A 26067-nucleotide genomic window follows, 5' to 3' on the forward strand; every position below is an offset into this window, starting at 1 on the left:
TATGCACCCCAAAACAATTTGCTTTTTTTGTATTCGCAAGGTTTGGCAGGTTTTTGCTGTTACGCTGGTCATTGTGGCGGTTTTGGTTTCGCTGCTGAAACTAAGCCTCCCATATGCTAATGATTACAAAACAAGCATTGAATCTTTAATTTATCGTCAACTTAATGTCGAATTAAGTATCGGCTCAATCAGCGCAAGTTGGCAGGGGACTGGACCTGCGCTGGTACTTGAAAATGTAAGTTTCGAAGATAATCAAAATGCGCCTATCTCCTTGCATATCGATAACACCAGTTTGCAAGTGAATGTGGTGCAGTCTCTTAGGCAGTGGCAATTAGTATCCAATTATTTTGTACTGGATGGCTTTAAAGCCAATATTCATTTAGATCGGCTCAATTTAGCTGAAAGCTCAGGTGATTTTGAGCAACAAGCTTTGCTTGAAGGCCTGTTTCTAGGTGAAACTGGTCATTTTGCGGTGCAAAACAGTGAAGTAAAGTTATTTATCGAGGATGACAATTACCACAAGGTACTTGTTCAAGATATGGTATGGCAAAATAGTACCAATGCTCATCACGGTGAAGGTCGGTTAATCTTTCCAAGTCTGTCACAAGGCAGCTTGAATACTCGGGTTAAACTGTCAGGAGAAAGCTTACATGAGATCGCTGGAGATATTTATCTTCAAGCACACGATCTGAATGTTTTGGATCTTATCGATGAGCACTTAGATGATGATTATCGAAATTTAAGTGCGAGTATTAATGGCCAGCTTTGGGCACAGTTAGAGCTGGGTAAATTACAAGACATCTTGATTGAAGTGCAGCCAAGCTACGTCACATGGTTAGATAGTAGCCAGACTAATAAATTAGGTCTGGAATCCGGTCAAATCCGTTTTGCCCCCGCTGAGCATGGTTGGTCGCTTTCAAGTTCTGAGTTTCATTTTCGCAGCAATGAGCAAGATTACCCACCCATGTATTTTCAAGGAAAGTGGTCTGACACACACTCTACTTTTTGGATACAACAGTTTGATTTAGAGCCCATTGCTCATGCTTTAGCCTTAACACACTACGGCTGGGCCAAAGGCATTGAACAAAGTGAATTTCATGGCGCATTGAGTAAAGCAAAGCTTACCTTTAGTGACAGTGAAGGCGTCACCGCTTGGGGGGAACTAGAAGATATAGGCTGGCAAGAGAGCGACAACGCCCCTGGGCTTAAAGGGCTTAATCTTGAGTTTAACTGGCAAGGACAGCGAGGTGTCGTCAGTGTCAGTGCTCATCAGCAGCAACTTGTCACTGGACCGCGCTTTAAAGCCCCCATTGATATTGATGAACTCAATGGTGATATTCATTTTTGGCAGGATCAGCAAGATAATTGGCACGTTAATTCAGACAACTTATGGGCCAGCAACAAGCAAATTGCTGTGGCACTTGAGTTTCATACTCGATTGTTCGAATACCCTGAGCTTGATTTATATGCTGAGGCATTTGCTAAAGATGCTTCTATTGCAGGCCATTATTTTCCACTCGACTTAATGCACAGTAACCTCGTTGAATATCTCGAACGCGGGATCATTGCTGGGCAAGATGTCCGTGCCCAAGTACTGCTATCAGGACCGTTAACAGCATTCCCATTTCGTGATAAGCAGGGACAATTTGAGGTATTGGCAAAGATACAAGGTGCGGAGTTCTTATTTGCTCCTGACTGGCAAAGCGTCAAAGATGCGGGCGTTGAGCTACACTTCCACAATGAACGTATGGACATATTAGCAACTTCAGGCAAGCTGTCTAATCAGACTATCGACGGTGAAGTGCTCGTGAGTTTACCGGATCTTGAACAAGCCGATAACCTTTACGTGAAAATTAAGCAGCAAACTGAGGCTGCCAGTTTAAAAGACTTTTTTGCAGACACTCCCATAGCTGATCCTTTAGTCAATGTATTTGAAGTTGTGCAAGGGCAAGGGCGTGCTGAAGGTGATATTGAACTTGATATCGATCTTAAAGATCTGAATGTGCTTGCTAAAGGCAAGGTACTACTGGATAACAACCGAATTTATTTAAGTAAGCCGGGCATGCAACTTGATAATGTTGCTGGTGAGCTTACTTTTCATGACGATGAAATTAAGCTGATAGATGCGAAAGCAACTTGGCTTACTATGCCTATCGACTTCTCTGTGAGGGGCAGTGACGATAAACAAGGCTATGAAGTGAATGTGCAAACATCATTGCTTGCGAACAGCGAAGCGTTATTGCCTCATGGGACTGGCCTGATGGATGGGTTTATTGCCGGTACTTCTGTGCTAGATACCAATGTGGCATTGAATTTTACTGAGCAAGGGTTTAATTATTTGGCAAGCTTTAGCTCCGACCTAAGTGGAACTGCTGTGACACTGCCTGCGCCGTATAACAAGTTAGCACAGACGAAAGGAAAGTTAATTGGTGAGGTGAGAGGGGATGATATTTCTAACCTGATCACAGCAAACATTAATGATCTACTTTACTTTAATGGGATTCTGGATAATCAAAGCGGACAGTTTGATAAAGCACATTTAGTTATCAGCAAGCAGAATAGGGGCTTAGATAGACCCGGTTTCTCCGTGACCATTGACCAAGATGAATTACAACTCGATAGTTGGTTTGAATTTCTTGATAGAGTCATTGAGCAAAGTAAGGGCGCCACTGAGCAAGACCAAAGTTTATTGCCCCAATTTAGTGAAATTCGGGCAAATTTAGGTCAACTTTATGTTGGCAATATCTTGTTCAACGATGTTGAAATGCTTATGAAGCCTGACAGTGACGGGCTTGAAATGCGTTTGAATGGTAAGGAGCTTAGGGCACAGGTGCAGTTGCCTAGACAAGATACCAGTCCTATTCGTGTGCAAGCGGATTATCTACGGATTAATTCACAGCAGACAGAAGCAACCGAACCACCTAAAGCGCAGATTGGGGGAGACGAGTGGTTAGTCAATATCCCTGCCATAGAGTTTGGCTGTGATGATTGCCGCATTAACCAATATCAGTTAGATAGGGTGAATCTGGCATTTTCAGGTAATGGTGAGCAACTGATAATCAGTAACCTCAATGTTGATAAAGGCACACATACCCTCTCGGCGACAGGGCGCTGGCAAGATGGTGTATCTCATGTTAGCGGTAATTTAAGTAGTGCGGACTTTGGCGATTTAATGGAGGAGTTTGATATAACTTCCACTGTTAAGGACTCCCAAGCGAATATTGACTTCGATCTAAATTGGCGCGCAGCACCGTACGACTTTGATTGGGAGACATTGGGTGGGGAGATCCAGTGGCAACTTGGTGAAGGGCATTTAACAGACATCAGTGACCAAGGCGCACGTGTTTTTTCATTGCTGAGTTTAGACTCGTTGGTTCGAAAGTTAAAATTAGACTTTCGTGATGTATTTGCAAAAGGGTTTTTCTATAACCAGATGGAAGGCAGCTTGCAGATAGAGAATGGGGTTGCTTACACGCAGGATACAAAAATGGATGGTGTTCCTGCGGATCTCAGCATTACAGGGTATGTCAATTTAAAGACTCATGAAATCAATTATGATTTAGCCATTGCGCCACAAGTTACGTCAAGTTTACCGGTCATTGTGGGTTGGATGGTGAATCCTGTAACTGGGCTTGCGGCGTTAGCTATTGATAAAGTGATCCACTCAGCCCGAGTTATTTCTGAAATTAACTTTAAAGTGACAGGCACAATGCAAGAGCCCGTTGTGACAGAGGTTGATAGAAAGAGTCGAGAAGTCACTTTACCGGGTGTCAAAGCACCTGAAGAACCTAAACCAACTCCATCTCCATCAACTGAGGCGCAAGATACCCATCAGAGTGAACAAAGCAAGCCTGTTCAAGTCGAACCACCATCTCCTGCACCTGTGAATCTCAAAGCAGGTCAGCAAGCTGTTGAAGGGCAAAAGAAACCTGAAAAGTCAGACGTTAAACCATCAAATAAAGCGCTTGATAAAGCTGAAAAAAAGGATAAACAAGCTAGCAAAGTGCTCGATGAAAACACTGACATGGTACTTTAAGTTAGATATTTACGCTGGGGTTAAAGCAATATGATGAGAGCAAAGCAGGCCAATCTAGTCGTCATCCCGATGTGTTCAGGGAGTGTCCCGGAAGATAACTTTCGATATTTAACTGAGCAACTCAATGCCATATGTGTTGAATCCCCCACGTTAGTTTGCTTACCGGAAGCTTGGTTGGCATTTTGTGCAAATGGAAGTGATACGTTTGATGTCGCTCAATCCAGTGATGTGTGGATAGAGAAAATCTCGCAGCTTTGCAAAGAGAAAAATATTTGGCTGCATGCAGGTACAATTCCTATTCAAGCGACTGGGGAGAAATATTATGCGGCTAGCTGCTTATTTGATGATCAAGGTCAGCTTGTCGCTCAGTATAATAAAATTCACTTATTTGATGCGGATGTCAGCGATCAATCTAAACGCTACAGAGAATCAGACTTTACCGAAGCTGGCAGTGAAGTTGTTGTTGTAGATAGTCCATTTGGTAGACTAGGCTTAAGTGTGTGTTACGACATGCGCTTTGCAGGCCTTTATCAGGTTCAACGTGCACAGCAAGCGAATATATTGCTAGTACCCAGTGCATTTACTACCGTAACAGGGGAAGCACACTGGCTGCCATTGCTACAGGCCAGAGCGATTGAAACGCAGTGTTTTGTTATTGCAGCGGCCCAAGTTGGGTTACACCAAAACGGGCGAGAAACTTATGGGCACAGTGTGATTATTTCTCCATGGGGAGAGGTGTTGGATGATAGTATGCTATCTTTGCAGCCCATTCAAAGACAGTTAGATTTTACCGAGCTGTATGATATTAGGCATGCGATGCCTGTATTCAAGCACAATCGATTTAAGAGCAATATGATATGAATCAAGTTGAAAAAAGCTTGTTAGCTGATAGCCAGTTAACCAGAGAGCAGCTGGAACAAACACTTAATTATATCCATCAATATAATGTGGATTATTCCGATCTGTATTTTCAGTCCAGTTACAATGAAACTTGGGTGCTTGAAGATGGCAAGGTCAAAGAGGGTAGCTACAATATTGAACGCGGTGTTGGTGTAAGGGCAGTCAGTGGTGAGCAAACGGGGTTTAGCTACTCGGATGCGATTAATTTAGAGGCCATCAACCAAGCTGCCGAGGCTGCGAGGTCGATTGCACAGCAAGGTGAATCCAAAACGATACAGGTTTTTACAGACGTTCAGGCGCCAATTCAGTTTCAACCTGTGCAACCTTTGTTGAGTATGAGTGACGAAGAAAAGATCACCTTGCTCAGAGAAGTAGACAATGCAATTAGGGAACTGGCACCGGACGCGCAACAGGTGGTTTGTTCAATTGCTGCAGTCTATGAAGAGGTCTTAATCGCTGCAAGTGATGGGACGTTTGCTACAGATATTCGTCCACTAGTGCGATTAAATTGCTCTGTATTACTTGAGAATAATGGTCGTAGAGAGCGCGGTAGTGCCGGTGGTGGCGCCCGTTTAGATTACGGCTATTTTAAAGAGTTAGAAGATGGCCAGCCGCGCTGGATGAGTTATGCAAAAGAAGCGGTCAGGCAAGCGCGTGTTAATTTAACCGCGATTGATGCGCCTGCGGGGACGATGCCTGTGGTGTTGGGGTCGGGTTGGCCGGGTGTCTTGTTACATGAAGCCGTCGGTCATGGACTGGAAGGTGATTTCAATCGTAAAGGTGCCTCAGCTTTTAGTGGCCGTGTGGGTGAGCAAGTGGCATCTTCACTGTGCACAGTGGTAGATGATGGCACGATGGCTAACCGTCGTGGTTCATTGAATATTGACGATGAAGGTACGCCTGCAGGATATAATGTGCTGATCGAAAACGGCATTTTAAAAGGGTATATGCAAGACAAAACCAATGCGCGTCTAATGGAGACTCAGCCAACCGGTAATGCACGCAGAGAGTCTTTTGCACATCTCCCTATGCCAAGAATGACCAATACTTACATGTTGGCTGGCGAGAGTACACAGCAAGACATTATCAGCTCAGTGAAAAAAGGGATATTTGCGAGCAACTTTGGCGGTGGTCAAGTCGATATTACGTCAGGCAAGTTTGTGTTCTCAGCGTCAGAAGCGTACTTAATTGAAGATGGTAAAGTGACTCAACCAATTAAAGGAGCGACTTTGATTGGTAACGGTCCCGAAGCCATGCAGCAGATCTCGATGGTTGGCAACGATTTGTCACTGGATAGAGGCGTCGGTGTGTGCGGTAAAGATGGTCAAAGTGTCCCTGTAGGGGTCGGTCAGCCAAGCCTTAAAATTGATCAACTGACTGTGGGTGGCACGGCTTAGCCATAGGTGTAGCGTAGGGGAGGCGCGACTCCCCTTACATAACATACTAAGGCAAGATGGCTTCTTTTAAATATTGAAAGAGTTCTTTGTAACCTTTTGCAGGCTTTTCAGCTTTCAATTCTTTATTTGCTTGGCGCACTAGTTGGCGCAGCTTTTGGCGCTCCATTGATGGGTGTGCCTCAAGCAATTCATTAATCTTGCTGTCACCTAGCTTTAATACATCATCACGTACTCTTTCGACTTGACCAAGTAAAACTTCGGCTTGATTGTTCCTATTTAGCAACATATCCAAAGCCGTTTGCAGCTGTTCAACATTGTCTGTGGTACGCAGTACTTTTGCTATGTAGTTCATGTGACGACGATACGCATCGTGTTTACCGCGAATTTTATCCGCAAGGGCCATCGCTTCAACGAGTTCGTTAGTGAGCGGAAGCTTCTCTCGCTGCTTTTTACCTAGTTCGGCGATATCAATGCCCAGTTGCTGGTATTGCTGCGCATCTCGCTTCAATTCACTCTTTGATACATAGATGATTTCTTCGTCTTCGACGTTATGGTCTGGTTTTTTTGCCATGATATTAGGCCATTTAATATTACAATATTATTGATTATACCAAGAAGCGCAGAAAAATATCGCTATAGTGAAGTCATTCGCAATCTATCTCAGCGAAATTGTATGTCCTGTGTTAGGATTGAAGTGTTTACAAGTATTTGGAAAAGCAACATGAATGATAACCAAGCTGGTTCTATATACCATCAAATCGACGAAGTGAAAGGTGCTGTCTCAGAAGTGTTAACTATGGCTTCTGAATTGGGCGCAACTTCCGCTGAAGCGGCAATGAGTCGTACCTCAGGGCTGTCTGTTAGTACTCGAATGGGTGAAGTTGATACGATTGAGTTTAATCAAGATGGCAGTTTGGGGATCAGCGTGTACGTTGGCAATCACAAAGGCTCTGCTTCTACAGCGGATCTAAGTGAGCAAGCTTTACGTTCAGTGGTTAAAAAAGCCATTGAAATTGCAAAATATACGGCTGATGATGAGTGCAATGGGCTTGCTGACAAAGCGCTGATGGCAACAGACATTCCCGATCTGGATCTGCATCACCCTTGGAGTTTATCACCACAAGAAGCGATTGAGCATTGTATTGAAGCTGAAAAGTCTGCATTAGAGTTTGATGAACGTATCGTCAATTCAGACGGGGCCAGCTTAGCTTCTCATCAAGGGTTAAGGGTATATGGTAATAGTCACGGTTTTTTGGCGGGCTTTCCTCGCTCACGTCATACCTTAAGTACGATGGTCATTGGCCAAGAAGGTGACATGATGCAGCGTGACTCGGCTTTCAGTATTGCGAGAAAGCATGACCACTTAAAAGACCCGCAGGCTGTTGGAGTGGAAGCCGCGCAGTCGACACTGGCGAAGCTTAGTAGCCAAAAGCTGTCGACGATGAAAGTACCGGTTGTGTTTCGTGCGGATATTGCCAATAGCTTATTTGGACATCTGGTGTCGGCAATTGGCGGCGGGGCTTTGTACCGCAAGTCTAGCTTCTTACTCGATACACTTGGAAAGCAAATTTTTAACCCATGTGTCACCGTTCAAGAAAAGCCACACCTTTTGCAAGGGTTGGCTTCAACGCCGTTTGATAGTGAAGGCGTCTATACACAAGACAGAGATATCATTGCAGGTGGAGAGCTGCAAACTTATTTAATGGCCAGTTATGCGGCGAGAAGAATGGGTATGCAGGCGACGGGTCATGCTGGTGGGATCCACAATTGGTTAGTGAACAAGACACATGATGATCTCAAAGCCATCCTCAATGAAATGGGCACAGGCTTGTTAGTCACAGAGTTGATGGGGCAAGGTGTGAATACGGTGACTGGTGATTACTCTCGCGGTGCCGCAGGCTTTTGGGTTGAAAATGGTGAGATACAGTATCCGGTAAGTGAAATTACCATCGCTGGCAACTTAAAAGATATGTTCCAAAATATCCAAGCGATTGGGGGGGATGTTGAACTACGCGGTGCGGTACAAACCGGTTCAGTTTTGATTGAAAGTATGCAGGTTGCGGGCGAATAACCCACTGATAGTTTTGAGATACTCTGAGCTAAGCTCAGAGTAAAAACCAAGTCGCCGTTCCCAAGAAAGCAAAAATGCCCACAATGTCTGTGACTGTGGTTAGCACGACACTGCCTGCGAGTGCTGGGTCTATCTTCATACGTTTAAGTATCAAAGGAATACTGGCACCGGCTATCCCTGCAGCGACTAAGTTCATAAACATAGCAAAGGCGATTACGGCGCCAAGCTTAAAGTCCCATTGCCATAGAGCTACTACACCTGCTATCAGCAATGACCACAGCACGCCATTTAAGGCCCCGATAGCGAGCTCTTTTCCGAGTAAAAACTTTTGGTTAGTTTGATTGACATGGCCGAGGGCGATACCGCGAATGACCAATGTTAAAGTTTGGCTGCCTGCGACCCCACCCATACTTGGCACAATGCCATTGAGTACAGCTAAAATGGGGAGTATGTCTAAGGTGCTTTCGAAAAAACTTGCGACAAAAGCAGCAAGCAAAGCCGTAAGCAGGTTAATCCCGAGCCAAATTGAGCGTCTTTGGCTACTTTTCATAACAGGGGCAAAGGTATCTTCTTCATCCTCTAGACCGGCCATGCTCATCAAGCTGTGTTCAGCATCTTCTCTGATGACATCAACAATATCATCAATGGTGATCCGGCCGAGTAACTGAGTGTGATCATCGACCACCGGCGCAGAGATCCAATTATGACGCTCGAATAGTTGTGCTACTTCGCTTTCAGCCATAGTAACAGGAATGGTTTCTCGCTCTTCATTCATCAACTCTTGCACGAGCTTGTCAGGTGGGTTTGTCAGTAAAATACCGATCGGTAACGAGCCTAAAAAGTGGTTTTCTTTATCCACAACATAGAGGTCATCAGTGCCTTGGGGCAACTCCTCTTTGAGGCGCAAGTATCTTAATACAACATCCAAGCTTACATCGGGGCGAATGGTGATTGTATCTCCATTCATTAACGCGCCTGCAGAGCCTTCGTTATAGGATAAGGCCTGCGTAGCACGCGCCCTATCCTGACTGTCCATAGCACTGATAACGTCTTGATAGATGGGCACTGGCAAGCTTCTGAGTACTTCACCCAGATCATCATCATCCATATCTTCCGTGGCTGCCGCGATGAGCTCAGGCTCCATTTTGGCAATGATGCTTAAGCGAACGTCTTCGGATAATTCTTCGAGTACATCACCTTGTATATCTGGGTCAACTAATTGCCAGAGCGTTGTTCTTATTTTGTGTGGAGAGGACTCGAGTAAAAGTGCTGTGTCACAAGGCGGGATCTCAGCCAGCGTTTGTCTTACTTGAACAAACTGTCCACTGTTTATTGCTTTGGTTACTTGTTGTAATTGTTCCAGTGTATAGTCTTGTTCAAAAACGTCAGGCATAGGCTTCCAAATTTCAAATTATAGAAAAAGTAACAGTGTATTGTGACCCGTTACAGAAGGCGACTTCGTTATTTTCGACTTATCAACGCGAATGCAGTTCGCGTTCTCGTTTAGTCAGCTCTTATTAGAGGCACGTTAAATTGAAGTTTCATGACTTCAATCGTTGCTACCTATAATATTGTAATAGAAAAAATAATATAATGATTATAGCTGTTTAAATTAAAAGTAATCTATGACATTTTTAGTACGTTGGTAGTACTATGAATGCAAATTTGAAGAGCAGTGGCTTAGATGATGTCTATTTGCTATTCGTCTTCATGGAACTTATTCTCGATCAGATTCCCTATGGCAATTAAAGCATCATGGGCATCAGGGCCTGTGCAAGTGACTTTAACCTGCTTCCCTTGGCTACTTTCCAATAGCAGTAAGGCAAGTACGCTATCACCTGGCGCACTTTTTTCTCCCTGATATAAGGTAATGTCCGCATCGAACTGTGTAGAGAGTTGTGCCAATACCGTTGCGGCTCTAGCGTGCAATCCCAACTTATTTTTTATCAGAAAAAAACCTTGTTGCGACTGTGTCATTATTCTTGTTCTCGGTGACGAATCTTCACGTTAGAATGCGTTCTTTGAAAACGCTCGCCAAGTGTTTGAGCCAAGTACACAGAACGGTGTTGACCACCGGTACACCCGATCGCAATCGTCAGGTAGCTGCGGTTATTGCGTTCTAAATGCGGGAGCCAAGTTTGCATAAAGGTTTGAATTTGCCACACAAATTTTTGCACTATGCTATGGCTAGACAAATAATCTATTACCGGTTGATCTAAACCAGTTAAAGGCTTTAATTCTGGTTCCCAGTGTGGATTGGGCAAAAATCGTGCGTCGAAGACATAATCAGCTTCTTTTGGAATACCATGTTTAAAACCAAACGACTCGAATGTAATAATCAGCTGTTTGTCTTTTTGACCTAAGATTTTTTCACGCACACTCTCTGCCAGTTGATGTACACTCAAGTCGGTTGTATCTATGGTTACATCAGCACGTCGGATTAATACATCAAGCAAGTTTCTTTCTTGTTTAATGGCTAAATCCAGGGGGAGGTCATTTAATGATAGTGGGTGTAAACGACGCGTTTCTGAGAAGCGCTTAACCAATGTTTGGTCGTCACAATCTAGATAAAAAACCTGTGGTTTAGCAAAGCCAGGTAAGTATTCCAAAATATCGTGAAACTCTTGTTGTTCTTTTGGTAAGTTTCTTACATCGATACTGACAGCGATTTTATTGTAACTGTCTGAAACACTGCGGACCAAAGCAGGTAGCAGGTTGACAGGAATATTATCAGCGCAGTAATAACCTAAGTCTTCCAATACTCTTAATGCAACAGATTTACCTGAGCCAGAGCGGCCACTGATAATTATGAGCTCCACAGTTAATTCCTATTATTTATCATATTCAACAAGGACTTGGTAAAGCTCGTTATCATTACTCGCTTGTCTAAGCCGCTTACAAAAATGTTTATCATTTAGTTTACCAGCGATACTCGCTAAGGTCTCTAAATGTTGTTTATTTTCACCATCTGGTACGATGAGTGCAACAAAAATATCGACATTGCGGTCATCATAAGCGTCAAAAGGAATGGCTTGTTGATTCACGAGTAAAATAGCGACAACGTCACTAAGGCCTGATAATCGACCGTGCGGAATAGCTATCCCTTTCCCTATACCTGTGCTGCCTAATTTTTCGCGATTGAGGAGTGCTTCAAGGATATCATGCTGATTGGCATTTGGTATTTTTTGTTGTGCCAGTTCACTGATATATTGGAGTATTCTTTTTTTACTATTAAAAAGGACCGCAGCTTTGCTACAGTCCTCGGAAATTAGTGTGCTAAGTTTCATGGTTAATGTCGAGTTAGCTTCTCTTTATGTTTAATGACCTGCCTATCCAATTTATCAATCAAACCGTCAATGGCAGCGTACATGTCTTTATGTTCTGTTGACGCGAATAATTCGCCTCCATTCACATGTAACGTCGCTTCTGCTTTTTGTATGAGTTTCTCGACATCTAAGATTACATGAACGTTATTGATGTGATCAAAATGCCTTTCTAGCTTCGCAAACTTACTTGTTACGTAGTCTCTTAATGAATCGGTAATTTCTACATGGCGACCAGTTAAATTTAGTTGCATAAGCATTTTTCCTTCTTTTGTTACGCCTAAATCAAGCTTTTACGCTGATTAGACGGTGGAATAGCCAAAGACTCTCGGTATTTGGCAATAGTACGTCTTGCCACCTTGATACCTTGATCTGCTAACACATCTGCAATTTTGCTATCACTTAACGGCTTAGCTGAGTTTTCTGCAGCGATTAGCTTTTTGATGAGCGCTCGAATTGCTGTTGAAGAGCATTCACCACCATTCTCGGTACTAACATGGCTCGAGAAGAAGTATTTCAATTCATAAATGCCGCGAGGCGTGTGCATATATTTTTGTGTTGTTACTCGAGAAATTGTCGACTCGTGCATATCAACCATTTCAGCAACATCATTGAGTACCATAGGTCTCATTGCCTCAGGGCCATGTTCAAAGAATGCCTGTTGTTGCTGAACAATGCAATTAGTAACTTTCAATAAAGTTTCATTTCTGCTTTCTAAACTTTTAATAAACCACTTGGCTTCTTGTAAATGTGAGCGGATAAACTGACTGTCACTGCTGGATTTTACCGATCGTGACATAGCAGCATAGTGATCGTTGACTCTAATTTTAGGCATAGAATCAGGGTTTAGTTCAACGACCCAGCGACCTTTTATCTTTTTGACTGAGACATCAGGTATCACATAATCAGCTTCTTCTTGTACAATACTGGCAGCTGGTTTGGGGTTTAAGCTGTGAATTAACGTCATCACTTCTTTAAGCTCACCTTCTTTGAGCTTTGTTTTCTTCATGATAGTACGATAATCACGATTTGCTAATAGATCGATGTGCTCATCAATGACCTGTTTAGTTTGCTCGAGCCAAGGAGTCTCCGGTGAAAATTGATTTAATTGAACAATCAGGCACTCTTGCAGGCTCCGAGCGGCGATCCCAACCGGATCAAATAGTTGAATACGTTTTAATACCGCTTCAACTTCGTCTAACTCAATAGGATCTTGGTCGTTGTCTTTATTTAAGCTTTCAAGAATATCTTCGCAAGAGACGGTTAAGATACCTGAATCATCAACCCCTTCAACAATAGACAGTGCAATAAGTCTGTCTGTCGCACTGAAAGGTGTTAATTCTAACTGCCACATCAAATACTCTTGAAGGCTTTCGGTAGTTTGACCTTGATAAACACTTTCATCTTCAGGCATGGGTCCACCAGACGAACTGACTGGCGCCGCACTGATATACTCATCCCATGTGACATCCATAGCCATCTCATCACTGAGTGTCTCTTTGTTGAGCGCGGTGTCTGTGTCTTGTTCATAATCACTGAGTTGCGGCTCTACCTGCTCTTCAGTATTAGACTCTGACTTGTCTGTTGCTTGCGCCTGTTCATGGGGTTTATCTAGACCATTTTCAAAAGCTTCTTGTTCGTTTTCTTCTACTTCCAATAAAGGATTGCTGTCCAGCGCTTCTTGAATTTCTTGCTGGAGGTCTAATGTGCTCAATTGCAGCAAGCGAATTGCTTGTTGCAACTGTGGTGTCATTGTTAATTGCTGCCCCATGCGCAGCTGTAGCGATTGCCTCATGTATCTCTAACAATCCTTTTCGTTGTTACGCTTGTTCTTAACTATAGCCTGAATTGTTCGCCTAAGTAGACATCTCGAACGGTTTGATCCGCTAAAACATGTTCAGGGCTACCTGAAGCAATTAATTCACCATGAGAAACAATGTATGCCTTTTCACATACGTCTAATGTTTCACGTACGTTGTGATCTGTGATCAAAACGCCGATCCCACGGTTTTTTAAATGCTCAATAATTTTCTTTATATCTAACACTGAAATGGGATCAACGCCAGCAAAAGGCTCATCTAATAGAATAAATTTTGGATCAGCGGCTAAAGCGCGAGCAATTTCTACGCGACGACGCTCTCCACCGGAGAGTGCCATCCCCAAGCTTGAGCGAATATGTTGAATGTTAAATTCATCAAGTAATTCATTTAACACTCTTTCGCGCTCAGTCTTATTGAGGTCTTTTCTCGTTTCAAGGATCGCCATTAAGTTTTGATATACGGTTAATTTTCTGAAGATTGAAGATTCTTGCGGCAAATAACCAATCCCTAAACGGGCTCTACTGTGCATCGGCAGCAATGTAATATCTTGCTCATCAATATGAATAGCGCCCTTATCACTGGGTACTAGACCAACAATCATATAAAACGTGGTTGTTTTACCCGCGCCATTTGGACCCAATAAACCAACAATGCTACCTGCTTCAACACTTAGTTCAACATTTTTTACTACTTGTCTGCCTTTGTAACTTTTGGCCAGTGCCGTCGCTTTTAGTGTACTCACTGTGGCTCCTTGGTTCCGTCTTGCTCTTTTTCAACTGGGAGTAAAACAGTTCTAACCCGTTTACCTTCTTTATTTGCCTTTTGCGCGCTGATCAATTGTTTTTCCATATCATAGAGGATCTCTTGAGCAGAAATCTTCTGACCAGCCTGGCTAATTTCTGCATTCCCTTTGATGGTCAATAATCGATTTGCGACATCGTAGCGCACTTCATTTGCACTGGCTTTCAATAAGCTACCATCCGTCTGTCGCTCTTGGAAAATAGCTGGAGAACCGGTTGCTACGAGTAATTGTTTATTTTCGCCGAGGTCTTCTCTGCGGTGTACTTCTAGTCGGTCAGCAAAGATTTTTCTTTGGCCATGAATAATTTCTACGTTTTCTTCAAAAACGCCAATATTGGTTTGTAGTTGTGCTTGTTGTTTTCCTGAACTGATGATGACTTGCTCAGGGTTACTATTGGCGAACGCACTTGGCGGAAGGAGTCCGATAGCACAGGTTAATAGTAGGGTTGCACTTAATTTATTGCTTATCATAAATCGTTTCAGTGTGGTTGATTAGTTCAATAACCTCAATATTGAGATCGGCGATTAGCCCTTTACCTGTAATGGTTACGTTAGGCCCGGTTATGATCACGGGTTGGTCTGAGCGCATCATCCGGTTAGTTATTTCAAGCCGGAGGTTGTCTGCATCTATGTGCGTGATCATAGCCGCATCATTTAAATTGGTTGCTTTAACATTGCCTTCTAAAATCAAGGTATCATTTTCATACAAAGTCGCTTCATTGGCAGTGAGCTGCCAATTATGTTGCCCATTATGTAAAACAAAAATGGGTACTTCAAAGTGGCTGAATCCAAGCTCCTGATAGAGCTCCATTCTCTGTGCCGTGATTTGATAACTCAATTGCCCATTCTCGGCAAAGGAAGTTTGCTTCAAATCAATCGCAACATAGTCCGGTTTGGCAATTGTCTCTTCTGGCTGAGTGGCCTGCTCTGTTTGAGTCAAAAATGGATACCACAGCCACAACATTGTTGCACTGAACAATACGAGTAATATTACCCGTAAATTAGTCATGTGCTGCTTCCTGTAGAGAGTAACTCATTGCCTTGGCTCAACATAAGTAAGTCGGTTAACTCTCTTACAGCCCCAAACCCACCAGGCATTAAAGTTGTGTAATGAGCGAGGTTTTTTACCAGTGGGTGCGCATCTGCCACTGCCACTGCAAACCCGACTTTTTGCATGACCGGAATATCTGGGCCATCATCACCGATATACGCAATCTGCTCATCAGACAAATTTAAGTTATTTTTCAATGCTTCATAAGCCTGGACTTTATCTTCTTGGCCTTGGTATATGTGCTTTACGTTTAAGCTAGTCATGCGTTGCTTAACAATTTCTGAATGTCGTCCAGTAATGACGGCGACTTCAACACCGGTTTCAATTAAAGCTTTGATCCCGAAACCATCTTTGGTATTGAATGCTTTTAACTCTTCACCTTGATTACCCAGGTAAATGCGGCCATCTGAAAATACGCCATCAATATCGCAAATTAGTAGCTGGATAGATTTTGCTTTGTCACTTGTTTGTACAGAGATTGCTTGATAAAGCTCACTAAATTGCATGTTTATAGTACTCCTGCGCGCAATAAGTCTTGAGTATTGAGTGCCCCAATTGGGTGTTTGTTTTCATCAATAACAATGAGGCCGTTTATCCGCTTCTTTTCCATAATATTGAGCGCTTCAGCCGCTAACATATCTGAGGATGCCGTAGTACAACAAATAGTCATTACGGAATCAATAGTATCGTTATGTAGATCGACTTTTTGTTCAATCACTCGGCGTAAATCACCGTCAGTAAACAAACCGCAAAGCTGCGCTTTTTCGTCAATGATGGCCGTCATACCAAGTCCTTTGGCAGACATCTCAAACAGTGCCTCCTTGATTGAACTGCCTGCTGGCGTCATTGGCACATCTGAGCCTTTATGCATTATATCTTCTAATGTCAGCAGTAATCTCTTGCCTAAACTGCCTCCCGGATGGGAAAGTGCAAAATCATCAGCGGTGAAGCCTCTGGCTTCGAGCAAAGCAACAGCCAATGCATCACCCATTACCAATGTAGCAGTGGTACTTGCCGTCGGTGCTAAGCCCAATGGGCAGGCTTCTTGTGATACTTTGATACAAAGATGAATATCGGCTTGTTGTGCCATCGTTGAACTTGGGTTACCTGTCATGCTAATGACGCGCGCGCCGATTCTTTTTATTACAGGAATAATGCCGACTACTTCACCAGTTTCACCTGAATTTGAGATCAATAGCACCACATCATCAGCTGTGATCATGCCTAAATCTCCATGACTGGCTTCACCGGGGTGAACAAAGAAAGAAGGTGTTCCTGTGCTCGCTAAAGTGGCCGCCACTTTATTGCCAATATGACCCGATTTCCCCATCCCAATCACAATGACTCGACCCACGCAATCAAGCATAAGCTCACAGGCTTGCGTAAACGTATCGTCGATATATTGATTGAGCTCGCTGATCGCTTGTTGTTCTATTTCTAAAACGCGTTTTGCAGATTCAATAAGGCTGTGGTTTTTCATACTGATACCTAAATAATTGCGTACATGTAACCAACAAATGCGGTCAGCAGTACACCACCTTCTATGCGATTGATTTGTCTTTTGCCTCTGAGATTTACACTCATTAGGATGAGTGCAGCGGTTGCACCTAACATAACGTATATATCGCGTTGTGAGATATTCATATCTAGTTGTGCTGGATTGAGTATTCCTGCAATGGACAAAACAGCGAGGATATTAAATATATTTGATCCGATGATATTACCCAGTGCTAAGTCGTCTTCGTTCTTTAATACACCTGCAACACACGCTGCTAATTCAGGCAAGCTGGTACCAATAGCGATAATTGTTAGGCCAATTAAGAGATCGCTCATACCAAAAAACTTGGCAATATCTACTGCCGAATCTACCAGCAGATCTGCGCTAACAGGTAGCACTATCATGCCCACCACTAACCAAAAAACGGCTTTGCCTGTCGGTACGTCATTAGGTACCTCATCGCACGCTTCTGACACAAGAGGGTCATCTTCTTGATCTTTACTGCTGTTTTTGGTGATGTAGATAAGACCGAGAATAAAGGCGGCAAAACCCGCCAGTAAAATGAACCCTTCAGTTGCGCTAAAATAATTGTCGCTGATGATGTACCAAGCTCCCAGTGACACAATGATTAGTAAAGGCATTTCGCGGCGTAAAATGCCAGAGCCAACCGCCAGAGGACGAAGTAGGGCTGTGATCCCTAATACCAGTAAGATATTGGCAATATTTGACCCCACAGCATTACCGACTGCTGTATCTGTTTTATCTGACAAAGCAGCTTGTGCTGCAACCATCATTTCAGGTGCTGATGACCCCATTGCAACAATTGTCAGGCCAACAATCAATGTGGGAACCCCGAGGTTTTTCGCTAAAGCGGCTGCACCATAGACAAATCTATCTGCGCTCCAAACCAGTGCAACAAAACCTAAGATAAGAATGACAAAAGATAAAACCATGAAACCTATGCCGAGCAACAAAATTACAGTGCGGTAAATATTATCAAATGCGCTGTCAAATGTATAAATAATCTGATCTAGTTACGTAATGTGTTGTAATAAAAATTGCCTGCGCAAACAAAAGGGGGTTGAAAATGACTCGTGTAATTGCGCTATTACAAAATTTTACCAATTAGCATTTTCCATCTTGGTTGAAAAAAACGTATTATTCACCAATTGGTGAAATCGATATATGGAGAGCGACTTGTCGCAGTCAATCGTTGAAGTCAAGGATGTAACCTTTTCTCGCGGTGATAGGGTCATATATAAAAATATGAGCTTTTCAGTGCCTAGAGGTAAAATTACAGCAATCATGGGCCCCAGTGGTATTGGTAAAACAACCATGTTGCGTTTGATAGGTGGTCAACTTCGCCCAGAGAGTGGTGATATTACGTTTATGGGCTCGAGTGTGCCCGCAATGTCCCGCTCCGAGTTATACCAAGCTCGAAAGCAAATGAGCATGCTATTTCAAAGTGGTGCCCTTTTTACCGATATGTCTGTATTTGATAATGTCGCCTTTCCGCTGCGTGAGCATACCCAATTAAGTGAGGACTTAATTCGTTTGGTCGTGTTAATGAAGCTTCAAGCAGTTGGCTTGCGAGGTGCAAGAGATTTAATGCCTGCGGAGTTATCTGGTGGGATGGCAAGGCGTGCTGCGCTGGCGCGGGCGATAGCGTTGGATCCTGAGCTTATTATGTATGACGAGCCATTTGCTGGGCAGGACCCGATCTCAATGGGCGTCTTAGTAAGAATGATTAAATCTCTCAATGAAGTATTAGGCCTATCTTCTTTAATCGTGACTCATGATGTAACAGAAGTCATGAGTATTGCAGATCATGTTGTCATCATTGCTGAACAAGGGGTGATTGGTAGTGGCTCTCCTGAACAAATGTTAGCTCACAGCTCACCCTTGGTGCAGCAATTTTTACAGGGGCTATCGGATGGACCTGTACCGTTTCATTTTAAAGCAGCGCCTTATGAAGAGGAATTACTGGATGGAGACGTATAAGCGTGGATTTTTTACAGAAATTAGGGCGTAAAACGCTTAACCGCTTCGCGTCAATTGGACGGGCGACCCAAATGTTGTTGGGGGCATTATTGAATATGCCTAACCTGCGTCAAGGTACGCCGTTATTAATCAAACAGCTTTACATGGTAGGTCACCAATCATTACTGATCATCATGGTATCCGGTTTGTTTATTGGTATGGTCTTGGCGTTGCAGGGCTATACCGTTTTAGTTGGTTATGGCGCTGAAGATAGCCTAGGACCCTTAGTCGCTCTAAGTTTATTGCGAGAGCTGGGGCCGGTGGTGACGGCTTTGTTATTTGCCGGGCGCGCGGGGAGTGCGTTAACGGCTGAAATTGGTTTGATGAAGGCGACTGAGCAGTTATCCAGCTTGGAAATGATGGCCGTTGATCCATTAAAACGTGTGGTCGCACCGCGTTTTTGGGCTGGCTTTATTAGTATGCCATTGTTAGCGCTAATCTTTTCGGCTATCGCTATTTTAGGCGCTCACTTGGTTGGTGTTGATTGGTTGGGTGTTGATTCCGGTAGCTTTTGGTCCATCATGCAGTCGCAGGTCTCTTTGCAGCAAGATATCATGAATGGCCTCATTAAAAGTTTTGTGTTTGCGTTAATTGTGACGTGGATAGCGCTATATAAAGGGTATGACTGTGTCCCTACATCAGAAGGGATCAGCAAGGCAACAACGGAAACCGTTGTGCATTCTTCACTGGCTGTTTTAGGGTTTGACTTTGTATTAACAGCAGTGATGTTTTCGAGTTAAGGGTTAGGAAAAATGAATACACGGAAAATAGAGATTTTAGTCGGCTTATTTGTGGCATTGGGTGTTGCTGCTTTTGTGATGTTGGCGATGAAAGTGGCAAATGCGGGTATCAGTGGTAACGGTGAAACCTATAAACTAGAAGCCAAGTTTGACAATATCGGGTCGCTAAAAACGCGCGCGCCGATTAAAGTCGGTGGTGTTGTGATTGGCCGTGTTGAGGGTATTCATATTCATCCTCAAGAATTTGTGCCTGTGGTCAGCATGAGTATAGATAAAACATATGAATGTCAGTTTTCAGATACGACGTCCGTGTCTATTTTGACCTCAGGCATTTTGGGTGAACAGTATTTGGGGATTTCTCCCGTCATTGCCTCTGAATCAGCAAAACAGACGTGTTTAGGTAATGAAGTATCCACGCAAGATGAAGTTGATTTGGATGATTTATTTGGTGTTGAAAGCCTTGCACTCAAAGATGGTGATACGATCACAGACACTAAATCAGCGCTCGTGTTAGAAGAGCTAATCGGTCAATTCTTGTTTAATCAAAGTAGTGAGTAATCAGCTATGCTAAAGAGTCATTTCATTGTAACTATTAGTGTTTTCATACTGGCACTGTTTGCTTTTAACGCCAATGCAGCGCAAGTTGATTTGAAGGACCCGTATAAAATGGTTCAACAAGTTGCCGATAATACCTTTCAACGTGTCGCAAAAGACCAAAACATTATAGTTAAAGACAAAGAGCATCTGCGCATTATTGTTGAGCAGGAGTTACTCCCATACATTGATTATAAATACGCTGCTTATCGTGTATTGGGCAGCTATATCCAAAAAGTGCGCAATATTAAAGATAAACAAGAAAAAGAGCAGGCTGTTAAGAACATTCGTGTGTTTATTGAGGTGTTTAAATCGTACTTGGTGGCGACCTATGCAGGGGTGTTCACTCAATATACAGACCAGAAAGTTGAATTTGAAGCACCGCGCCCATTTGGCGATATCAATGTGGCTACAGTGAGAACGAAAATTGTCGAAGCCGGTAAGCCTGACATTAAAATTGACTTTAAAGTTCGTAAAAACAAGCAAGGCGAGTGGCGTGCTTTTGATATGATGGCTGAAGGGATCAGTTTGTTAGATGCCAAGCAAAGTGAATTGCATGGTATCTTGCGCCAACAGGGTATTGAGCATGTTATTACGCTTTTAGAAAAGAAAAGTCAGTTACCAGTGCAATTCAGAGGGGACGATGGTAATGCCTAATCTGCACTTTAGTCGGGTGACTGATGATACGGTGTCAGTGAAAGGAGAACTGACTCGGGACACCTTAAAAAATGAATCACTTCTTAATCAATTGTTAGAAAATGCGCAGTCAGTGCTGTATTTTGACCTTTGTGAGGTCTCAAGGGTTGACACCGCGGGTTTAGCTTGGTTAATTCACTCTTTAGGCAAATTAAAACGGCAAGGCGTGCGCCTTGAGTTGAAGAATAGACCTGAACAATTACAAAATTTGATGGAATTGGGGCAGGTCACAACCTTATTTGAGTGAGTCCGATGGAAACAAATCAAGTCGAAACTGTTTTACAGCAATCTTTGACCTTAGAAGAAGTAAAAGTAAAAGCGAATGGCAGTCACTATGAAGTGATCGCCGTTGGTGAGTGTTTTGATGGACTAAGACGCGTTAAAAGAGAACAAATGGTTTACGCGCCATTGATGGAAGTGATCAAAGATGGCACCATTCATGCGGTAAGCATCAAAGCGTTTACACCTACCGAGTGGCAGCGTGAGCAAAAGTTTATCTTGCCACAATAATTAGGAGCCACAATGGATCAGTTTGTTATCCAAGGTGGCACCACTTTAAACGGTGAAGTCACTATCTCTGGAGCCAAAAACGCGGCTCTACCTATCTTATTTGCTGCATTACTTGCGGATGGTAAAAGTACCTTTAGCAATGTGCCACAGTTACGCGATATCGTTACGACTGAAGCGTTGCTGCGCACACTCGGAGCTGAAGTCACATGGCGCGGGGATTTACTTGAAGTAGACGGACGCTGTGTTGACAAAGTACTGGCTCCTTATGAGCTGGTGAAACAAATGCGTGCCTCTGTTTTAGCGTTAGGACCTTTACTTGCACGTTTTGGTAAGGCGCAGGTGTCGTTACCGGGTGGCTGTGCAATCGGCGCAAGACCTGTAGATATTCATATCTCAGGCCTTGAAAAAATGGGAGCAGAAATAAACGTTGAAAACGGTTACATCAATGCTCAGACACCTCAAGGAAAGCGCTTACAAGGTGCGGAAATCTTTATGGAGACGGTTTCTGTAGGGGCAACAGAAAACTTGCTCATGGCGGCCACTTTGGCTGAGGGCACTACTGTATTAGAAAATGCGGCGCGTGAACCTGAGATCATAAACCTAGCAGAGTGCTTAGTGGCTATGGGCGCCAAGATACAAGGCGCAGGGTCAAGCCGAATAGAAATACAAGGCGTTGAAAAGCTTGACGGGTGTGAGCATAAAATTTTACCAGATCGTATTGAAACAGGCACATTTTTAGTTGCTGCGGCGATGAGTCAAGGCGAAGTTTTGTGTCGCAACACCGATCACACGAGCTTAGAGCCAGTGCTTGAGAAGCTTCGCCAAGCCAATGTTGCGGTGGAAGTTAACGATGACAGCATTTTTGTCAGTATGAGAAATCGTGATTTAAAAGCGGTAAATATTAAGACCATGCCTCATCCTGGGTTTCCAACCGATATGCAAGCACAGTTTACGGCGTTAAACGTGGTTGCGAATGGCAGTGCAACAATCACAGAAACGATATTTGAAAATCGTTTTATGCATGTACCAGAGTTACAGCGCATGGGGGCCAATATTCGCTTAGAGGGGAATACGGCAATCTGTGATGAAACAACGCGTTTATCCGGCGCCCAAGTTATGGCAACCGACTTACGTGCGTCAGCGAGTTTGATTTTAACGGGGATAATCGCTGAAGGTGAAACGGTTGTTGACCGAATTTATCATGTCGATCGAGGGTATCAAAAAATAGAAGATAAGCTCAGTCGTCTCGGCGCCAATATTCGCCGAAAACATAACTAAAAAAAGCGAGCTTTGCTCGCTTTTTATTTGCTTGAGATTGCATTAATAAATCGGCGTTTCAAGTTCTGCCACTTCAACCATGAATACTAATTGCTCACCATGTCGGTGCACTTCAAATTCCAGCACTGTTCCCGGCTCTGTATTGCCGATAGTCCTAAGTGTTTGCTGAGGGTTCGTAATCGCATTGCCTGCAACTTTCGTGACGATGTCACCATCTTTCATACCAGCTTGCCAAGCAGGCCCTAGGGGATCGAGTTCACTGATACGCAAACCCATAATTGGGGTATACACATCGGTAATGATTTGCCCTTTATTGTCTACGGCACTCCCTTTAAAACCGAGGTAGCCCCTTATCACACGACCATCTTTGATGATCTTTGTCATGACGTCTTTGGCAAGTCTATAAGGAACGGCAAAGGAGATGCCTTCGATATCAATATTGTATCTAGTTGTAAATTGAGCAGATGTTATACCCACCAAGGCGCCATTGGAATTGACTAGGGCACCGCCCGAGTTCCCCACATTGACTGCGGCATCCGTTTGTAACAAACTGTTGTATTGGCTATCAGTGAGTGTTTGCTTTCCTGTTGCACTGATAATGCCTTGTGTAATGGTTTGCCCTAAGTTGAGCGGATTACCGATTGCGAGTACCACATCACCGACTCGAGGCATGAGCGTATCATCCATTGGAATAACGGGCAGGTGGTTTTCATTCACTTTAATGACGGCAAGATCGGTAATGGTATCAAACCCAATTAACACACCGTAATACTGGCGACCATCAGGCAGTAAGACAATAATTTGGTCTGCGCTGTTAATGACATGATAATTGGTTAAAATATACCCGTCAGAACTCATGATCACACCAGAGCCAAGTTCTTGAATGCGATTTTGACGCTGAAAACGAGGTACAGAGCTAAAGCTTTCGGAAAAAATGGTGACCACAGCTGGGGCTGCTCTACTCACACCAGTGGAAAAGCTCATGTGTTGAACAGTATATGGCACGTTTAGGTTTGCCGCTTTTTCTCTGAGCTCTGGTTTTAGCCAAAGGATCAACAGTGCGACACAGAGCCCGATTAGCGCAGGGGCGAGAATAAATCTAATAAATTGAAACACGGTTTATTGTTATACATATTTTATTTTGTGATAAAACTATCATGACACAAAACAACACAGCGGCAAGAGCCGCTGTGTAATTCTAGGTGATTTTTTACTTTCTTTATTGAATTAAATAGAAAACCGAGTCTCGTCCACGCTTAATTCCCAGTACGATATTACCCTGAATATCATCAATTAAACGCTTCATCTCCCGCACCGTGGTGACACGTTGACGGTTTACTTGCATTATCACATCGCCTTCTTGTAATCCGACACGTGCTGCTGGAGAGCGCTCTTCAATGCTAACCACAACAATGCCTTGATTACCGTTTCGCTCATCGCTTTCCAGTACTGCACCCTTTAAGCTGGGGTGGATCCTATCTGCTTGTGCTTGTCGCTCATTTTGGCCTTGCAGTTTGACATCCAATGTACGTCTTTTACCGTCGCGATAAATACCGACTTCGATTTCACGTCCTTCGCCCAGTGTGGCAATTTTGCCGCGAAGCTCTTCAATACTTTCTACTTTATCACCATCAATACTGACAATGACATCATTGGCTTTGACACCAGCTTCGGCTGCGGCAGAGTCTTTGGCGACTTCTTGAATATAAACGCCTTGTTTAACATCAAAGCCTTGCGCTTCAGCGAGACCTGCATTGAGTGTTCGACCAACAATCCCCAATGATCCTCGTCTGACTTGACCATATTCAATTATCTGGTCTACGAGGTTCTTCATCATGTTAGACGGGATCGCAAATCCAATCCCGACATTGCCGCCTGATGCACCCAGTATGGCGGTATTAATCCCGATCAACTCGCCTTTTAAATTAACCAAAGCACCGCCTGAGTTACCTTGGTTGATGGCTGCATCTGTTTGAATAAAATCCTCGTAACCTTCAATATTTAAACCGCTTCGTCCTAGTGCACTGACGATACCAGAAGTGACGGTATGGCTTAAACCAAAGGGATTGCCAATGGCGACGGAGAAATCACCAACACGTAATTTATCTGAATCGGCAAGCTTCACCTCTGTGAGGTCTTCGTTATCTATTTGCAATAATGCAATATCAGACTCTTTATCAGCACCGATGAGCTGTGCTTTGAACTCTCGACCGTCTTTGAGGGTGACGATAATATTGTCGGCTTCATCTATCACGTGATTATTGGTGACAACATAGCCTTCATCTGCGTCAATAATGACACCAGATCCTAACCCACTGAACGGGCGCTTTTGTGTACGAGGAGGTGGGTTTCCGAAGAAAAAGTCAAATGGGTCAACACGTCGCCTCACCTCTTTAGCACCAGAAACTTGAATACTGACAACACCAGGGGTTACGCGTTCCAACATCGGTGCCAATGTCGGTAGTTGTTGACCGTCAACCGCAACAGGGAGCCTCGCCTCTGCACTATTGGGTGCTAAGAGTAAGCTAGAAGAAAATAGCGCTGCGGATAATAAAGTTAATTTTAATTTCATAGTCTGGAAATTCTCCTAAATAACAGCGTTAAACACATTACCTCGGTGCGCAATGAGTAGTGCTTTGTTGACCGAGGCAATATGAGTCAGTTTATAGAGCGGGTGGTGCCCGCTCTGTTATTTGGTGGTTATTTCTAAAGACTATGGGGTTAAAAAAAAGTTCATCAAGAAGTTTTTAATTGCTCGCTTTTTGCGCGATCATCGCTGAATAAACCACTTTCACCTTCTGCATAGTCAGCAGGGGGCGCATTATGGACAGACTCTGAGTTACGTCTTTTTTCAGGTCTAGAGCGTAACGAGGCTTGAAGTTGCTCTGTGGTTTCTTTTGAAAAGAAAGGCTGATTGGGCTGACTACGCTTTTCTTCAAGCAAAAGCTGGTTTGTATCCTCTACATGCTGAAGCAACTGGCTATAGTTGTCTTGCATTTTACCTACTAACTTTTTGGTGTTGGCTAGGTGATCCGCAACGTCTTGTCTATATTGTTCCAAATTTTGTTCAGCTTGTTGTGCCTGTTGTTCCAATTCTTCATGTTTGAACTGTTTTTTGGTAAAGAGTGAACCTAAGAAAAATGCACTGATCGCTACGATGATCAATAAGCCCAACCATGCAATTGTTGTCATACATACTCCTGTGTAAGGTGAGTGTCACCTATTACTTTTACTAAAATGCCATCTATCGATAGGTTAAATATACGCTGAGAATGGATGCGTGTTAATATATTGGGCAAAGAAAACTGCTCA

General features: G+C 43.5%; 27 protein-coding genes. 11 read left to right on the plus strand and 16 right to left on the minus strand.

What is annotated here, in order from left to right; genetic code table 11:
- Nucleotide 1 precedes the first annotated feature (1 nt).
- Genes JF50_RS03650 through tldD form a run of 3 tightly spaced genes read left to right on the plus strand, consistent with a single transcriptional unit; the run spans nucleotide 2 to nucleotide 6333 of the window.
- Nucleotides 2-4036, plus strand: coding sequence for a YhdP family protein (locus tag JF50_RS03650; protein ID WP_052262124.1), 4035 nt, complete (start codon nucleotides 2-4; stop codon nucleotides 4034-4036).
- Between the two features lie 33 nt (nucleotides 4037-4069).
- Nucleotides 4070-4897 carry a carbon-nitrogen hydrolase family protein gene (locus JF50_RS03655; RefSeq protein WP_152614477.1) on the plus strand — a complete coding sequence of 276 codons (828 nt, stop codon included), beginning with the start codon at nucleotides 4070-4072 and terminating at the stop codon, nucleotides 4895-4897.
- Nucleotides 4894-6333 (plus strand): metalloprotease TldD, encoded by a 1440-nt coding sequence (gene tldD / locus JF50_RS03660; RefSeq protein ID WP_039608155.1) that lies wholly within the window; start codon nucleotides 4894-4896, stop codon nucleotides 6331-6333. The genes JF50_RS03655 and tldD overlap by 4 nt, the downstream gene beginning before the upstream one ends.
- A gap of 46 nt (nucleotides 6334-6379) precedes the next feature.
- On the opposite strand, the gene yjgA is transcribed toward tldD, so the two are convergent.
- Complete coding sequence (gene yjgA / locus JF50_RS03665) at nucleotides 6380-6904, minus strand: ribosome biogenesis factor YjgA (protein WP_039608156.1); 525 nt, start codon at nucleotides 6902-6904, stop codon at nucleotides 6380-6382.
- 150 nt (nucleotides 6905-7054) lie between these two features.
- Here yjgA and pmbA point away from each other — a divergent pair, with 150 nt between their 5' ends.
- A complete protein-coding gene (pmbA, locus tag JF50_RS03670) occupies nucleotides 7055-8404 on the plus strand; it encodes a metalloprotease PmbA (RefSeq protein WP_039608157.1) in 1350 nt (449 codons plus the stop codon).
- Nucleotides 8405-8438: 34 nt separating this feature from the next.
- Here the strand turns inward: pmbA and mgtE are convergent, their stop codons facing one another.
- The 12 genes from mgtE to JF50_RS03730 form a co-directional block, all read right to left on the minus strand.
- Entirely contained in the window at nucleotides 8439-9797 is a 1359-nt protein-coding gene (gene mgtE / locus JF50_RS03675) for a magnesium transporter (RefSeq protein ID WP_039608158.1), read from the minus strand.
- A gap of 305 nt (nucleotides 9798-10102) precedes the next feature.
- On the minus strand, nucleotides 10103-10381 hold the full coding sequence (locus JF50_RS03680; RefSeq protein ID WP_039608159.1) for an HPr family phosphocarrier protein: 279 nt from the start codon (nucleotides 10379-10381) through the stop codon (nucleotides 10103-10105).
- Nucleotides 10381-11223, minus strand: a complete 843-nt coding sequence (rapZ, locus tag JF50_RS03685; RefSeq protein WP_039608160.1) for an RNase adapter RapZ — start codon at nucleotides 11221-11223, stop codon at nucleotides 10381-10383. The genes JF50_RS03680 and rapZ overlap by 1 nt, the downstream gene beginning before the upstream one ends.
- Nucleotides 11224-11235: 12 nt before the next feature.
- Complete coding sequence (ptsN, locus tag JF50_RS03690) at nucleotides 11236-11691, minus strand: PTS IIA-like nitrogen regulatory protein PtsN (protein ID WP_039608161.1); 456 nt, start codon at nucleotides 11689-11691, stop codon at nucleotides 11236-11238.
- Nucleotides 11692-11693: 2 nt separating this feature from the next.
- On the minus strand, nucleotides 11694-11981 hold the full coding sequence (gene hpf, locus JF50_RS03695; protein ID WP_023397244.1) for a ribosome hibernation promoting factor: 288 nt from the start codon (nucleotides 11979-11981) through the stop codon (nucleotides 11694-11696).
- Nucleotides 11982-12007: 26 nt separating this feature from the next.
- Complete coding sequence (locus JF50_RS03700) at nucleotides 12008-13522, minus strand: RNA polymerase factor sigma-54 (protein WP_039608162.1); 1515 nt, start codon at nucleotides 13520-13522, stop codon at nucleotides 12008-12010.
- A gap of 41 nt (nucleotides 13523-13563) precedes the next feature.
- Nucleotides 13564-14289, minus strand: a complete 726-nt coding sequence (lptB, locus tag JF50_RS03705) for an LPS export ABC transporter ATP-binding protein (protein ID WP_039608163.1) — start codon at nucleotides 14287-14289, stop codon at nucleotides 13564-13566.
- On the minus strand, nucleotides 14286-14816 hold the full coding sequence (gene lptA, locus JF50_RS03710) for a lipopolysaccharide transport periplasmic protein LptA (protein WP_039608807.1): 531 nt from the start codon (nucleotides 14814-14816) through the stop codon (nucleotides 14286-14288). Before lptA ends, lptB begins: the two co-directional genes overlap by 4 nt.
- Nucleotides 14806-15357, minus strand: coding sequence for an LPS export ABC transporter periplasmic protein LptC (gene lptC, locus JF50_RS03715; RefSeq protein ID WP_039608164.1), 552 nt, complete (start codon nucleotides 15355-15357; stop codon nucleotides 14806-14808). Before lptC ends, lptA begins: the two co-directional genes overlap by 11 nt.
- Nucleotides 15354-15905, minus strand: a complete 552-nt coding sequence (gene kdsC, locus JF50_RS03720; RefSeq protein ID WP_039608165.1) for a 3-deoxy-manno-octulosonate-8-phosphatase KdsC — start codon at nucleotides 15903-15905, stop codon at nucleotides 15354-15356. Before kdsC ends, lptC begins: the two co-directional genes overlap by 4 nt.
- Before the next feature lie 2 nt (nucleotides 15906-15907).
- Nucleotides 15908-16879 carry a KpsF/GutQ family sugar-phosphate isomerase gene (locus tag JF50_RS03725; RefSeq protein ID WP_039608166.1) on the minus strand — a complete coding sequence of 324 codons (972 nt, stop codon included), beginning with the start codon at nucleotides 16877-16879 and terminating at the stop codon, nucleotides 15908-15910.
- Between the two features lie 8 nt (nucleotides 16880-16887).
- Entirely contained in the window at nucleotides 16888-17850 is a 963-nt protein-coding gene (locus tag JF50_RS03730; protein WP_039608167.1) for a calcium/sodium antiporter, read from the minus strand.
- Between the two features lie 232 nt (nucleotides 17851-18082).
- Between JF50_RS03730 and JF50_RS03735 the strand changes: the two genes are divergently transcribed.
- From JF50_RS03735 to murA, 7 genes are read left to right on the plus strand one after another with little or no spacing between them, the layout of a single operon-like run.
- Nucleotides 18083-18898: an ATP-binding cassette domain-containing protein gene (locus JF50_RS03735; protein WP_039608168.1), complete on the plus strand. Its 816-nt coding sequence runs from the start codon at nucleotides 18083-18085 to the stop codon at nucleotides 18896-18898.
- A 2-nt stretch (nucleotides 18899-18900) separates the two neighbouring features.
- The gene (gene mlaE / locus JF50_RS03740; RefSeq protein ID WP_039608169.1) at nucleotides 18901-19677 is read left to right on the plus strand and encodes a lipid asymmetry maintenance ABC transporter permease subunit MlaE; all 777 of its coding nucleotides are present in this window, start codon (nucleotides 18901-18903) and stop codon (nucleotides 19675-19677) included.
- Between the two features lie 12 nt (nucleotides 19678-19689).
- A complete protein-coding gene (gene mlaD / locus JF50_RS03745) occupies nucleotides 19690-20235 on the plus strand; it encodes an outer membrane lipid asymmetry maintenance protein MlaD (protein WP_039608170.1) in 546 nt (181 codons plus the stop codon).
- Between the two features lie 6 nt (nucleotides 20236-20241).
- Entirely contained in the window at nucleotides 20242-20928 is a 687-nt protein-coding gene (locus JF50_RS03750; protein ID WP_039608171.1) for an MlaC/ttg2D family ABC transporter substrate-binding protein, read from the plus strand.
- The gene (locus JF50_RS03755; protein ID WP_039608172.1) at nucleotides 20921-21214 is read left to right on the plus strand and encodes an STAS domain-containing protein; all 294 of its coding nucleotides are present in this window, start codon (nucleotides 20921-20923) and stop codon (nucleotides 21212-21214) included. Before JF50_RS03750 ends, JF50_RS03755 begins: the two co-directional genes overlap by 8 nt.
- Nucleotides 21215-21219: 5 nt before the next feature.
- Complete coding sequence (locus tag JF50_RS03760) at nucleotides 21220-21477, plus strand: BolA family protein (RefSeq protein ID WP_039608173.1); 258 nt, start codon at nucleotides 21220-21222, stop codon at nucleotides 21475-21477.
- Between the two features lie 12 nt (nucleotides 21478-21489).
- Nucleotides 21490-22755 carry a UDP-N-acetylglucosamine 1-carboxyvinyltransferase gene (gene murA, locus JF50_RS03765; protein WP_039608174.1) on the plus strand — a complete coding sequence of 422 codons (1266 nt, stop codon included), beginning with the start codon at nucleotides 21490-21492 and terminating at the stop codon, nucleotides 22753-22755.
- Between the two features lie 42 nt (nucleotides 22756-22797).
- On the opposite strand, the gene JF50_RS03770 is transcribed toward murA, so the two are convergent.
- From JF50_RS03770 to JF50_RS03780, 3 genes are all read right to left on the minus strand, one after another.
- Nucleotides 22798-23871, minus strand: coding sequence for a trypsin-like peptidase domain-containing protein (locus JF50_RS03770; protein WP_039608175.1), 1074 nt, complete (start codon nucleotides 23869-23871; stop codon nucleotides 22798-22800).
- Between the two features lie 103 nt (nucleotides 23872-23974).
- Entirely contained in the window at nucleotides 23975-25327 is a 1353-nt protein-coding gene (locus JF50_RS03775) for a DegQ family serine endoprotease (RefSeq protein WP_039608176.1), read from the minus strand.
- A 164-nt stretch (nucleotides 25328-25491) separates the two neighbouring features.
- A complete protein-coding gene (locus tag JF50_RS03780) occupies nucleotides 25492-25947 on the minus strand; it encodes a YhcB family protein (protein WP_039608177.1) in 456 nt (151 codons plus the stop codon).
- Nucleotides 25948-26067: the final 120 nt, after the last annotated feature.

Origin of the sequence: Pseudoalteromonas luteoviolacea, assembly GCF_000814765.1 — a bacterium.
GTDB classification, from domain to species: domain Bacteria; phylum Pseudomonadota; class Gammaproteobacteria; order Enterobacterales; family Alteromonadaceae; genus Pseudoalteromonas; species Pseudoalteromonas luteoviolacea_H.

Bases quoted from the DNA above. Each gene is read 5' to 3' on its own strand.
- JF50_RS03780 (WP_039608177.1), bottom strand. From the start codon at position 25,947: ATGACAACAATTGCATGGTTGGGCTTATTGATCATCGTAGCGATCAGT.
- JF50_RS03650 (WP_052262124.1), top strand. From the start codon at position 2: ATGCACCCCAAAACAATTTGCTTTTTTTGTATTCGCAAGGTTTGGCAG.
- ptsN (WP_039608161.1), bottom strand. From the start codon at position 11,691: ATGAAACTTAGCACACTAATTTCCGAGGACTGTAGCAAAGCTGCGGTC.
- kdsC (WP_039608165.1), bottom strand. From the start codon at position 15,905: ATGCAATTTAGTGAGCTTTATCAAGCAATCTCTGTACAAACAAGTGAC.
- murA (WP_039608174.1), top strand. From the start codon at position 21,490: ATGGATCAGTTTGTTATCCAAGGTGGCACCACTTTAAACGGTGAAGTC.
- JF50_RS03735 (WP_039608168.1), top strand. From the start codon at position 18,083: ATGGAGAGCGACTTGTCGCAGTCAATCGTTGAAGTCAAGGATGTAACC.
- mlaD (WP_039608170.1), top strand. From the start codon at position 19,690: ATGAATACACGGAAAATAGAGATTTTAGTCGGCTTATTTGTGGCATTG.
- JF50_RS03700 (WP_039608162.1), bottom strand. From the start codon at position 13,522: ATGAGGCAATCGCTACAGCTGCGCATGGGGCAGCAATTAACAATGACA.
- pmbA (WP_039608157.1), top strand. From the start codon at position 7,055: ATGAATGATAACCAAGCTGGTTCTATATACCATCAAATCGACGAAGTG.
- JF50_RS03755 (WP_039608172.1), top strand. From the start codon at position 20,921: ATGCCTAATCTGCACTTTAGTCGGGTGACTGATGATACGGTGTCAGTG.
- JF50_RS03730 (WP_039608167.1), bottom strand. From the start codon at position 17,850: ATGGTTTTATCTTTTGTCATTCTTATCTTAGGTTTTGTTGCACTGGTT.
- lptC (WP_039608164.1), bottom strand. From the start codon at position 15,357: ATGACTAATTTACGGGTAATATTACTCGTATTGTTCAGTGCAACAATG.
- JF50_RS03680 (WP_039608159.1), bottom strand. From the start codon at position 10,381: ATGACACAGTCGCAACAAGGTTTTTTTCTGATAAAAAATAAGTTGGGA.
- JF50_RS03775 (WP_039608176.1), bottom strand. From the start codon at position 25,327: ATGAAATTAAAATTAACTTTATTATCCGCAGCGCTATTTTCTTCTAGC.
- mgtE (WP_039608158.1), bottom strand. From the start codon at position 9,797: ATGCCTGACGTTTTTGAACAAGACTATACACTGGAACAATTACAACAA.
- hpf (WP_023397244.1), bottom strand. From the start codon at position 11,981: ATGCAACTAAATTTAACTGGTCGCCATGTAGAAATTACCGATTCATTA.
- JF50_RS03655 (WP_152614477.1), top strand. From the start codon at position 4,070: ATGAGAGCAAAGCAGGCCAATCTAGTCGTCATCCCGATGTGTTCAGGG.
- JF50_RS03725 (WP_039608166.1), bottom strand. From the start codon at position 16,879: ATGAAAAACCACAGCCTTATTGAATCTGCAAAACGCGTTTTAGAAATA.
- JF50_RS03750 (WP_039608171.1), top strand. From the start codon at position 20,242: ATGCTAAAGAGTCATTTCATTGTAACTATTAGTGTTTTCATACTGGCA.
- yjgA (WP_039608156.1), bottom strand. From the start codon at position 6,904: ATGGCAAAAAAACCAGACCATAACGTCGAAGACGAAGAAATCATCTAT.
- JF50_RS03760 (WP_039608173.1), top strand. From the start codon at position 21,220: ATGGAAACAAATCAAGTCGAAACTGTTTTACAGCAATCTTTGACCTTA.
- tldD (WP_039608155.1), top strand. From the start codon at position 4,894: ATGAATCAAGTTGAAAAAAGCTTGTTAGCTGATAGCCAGTTAACCAGA.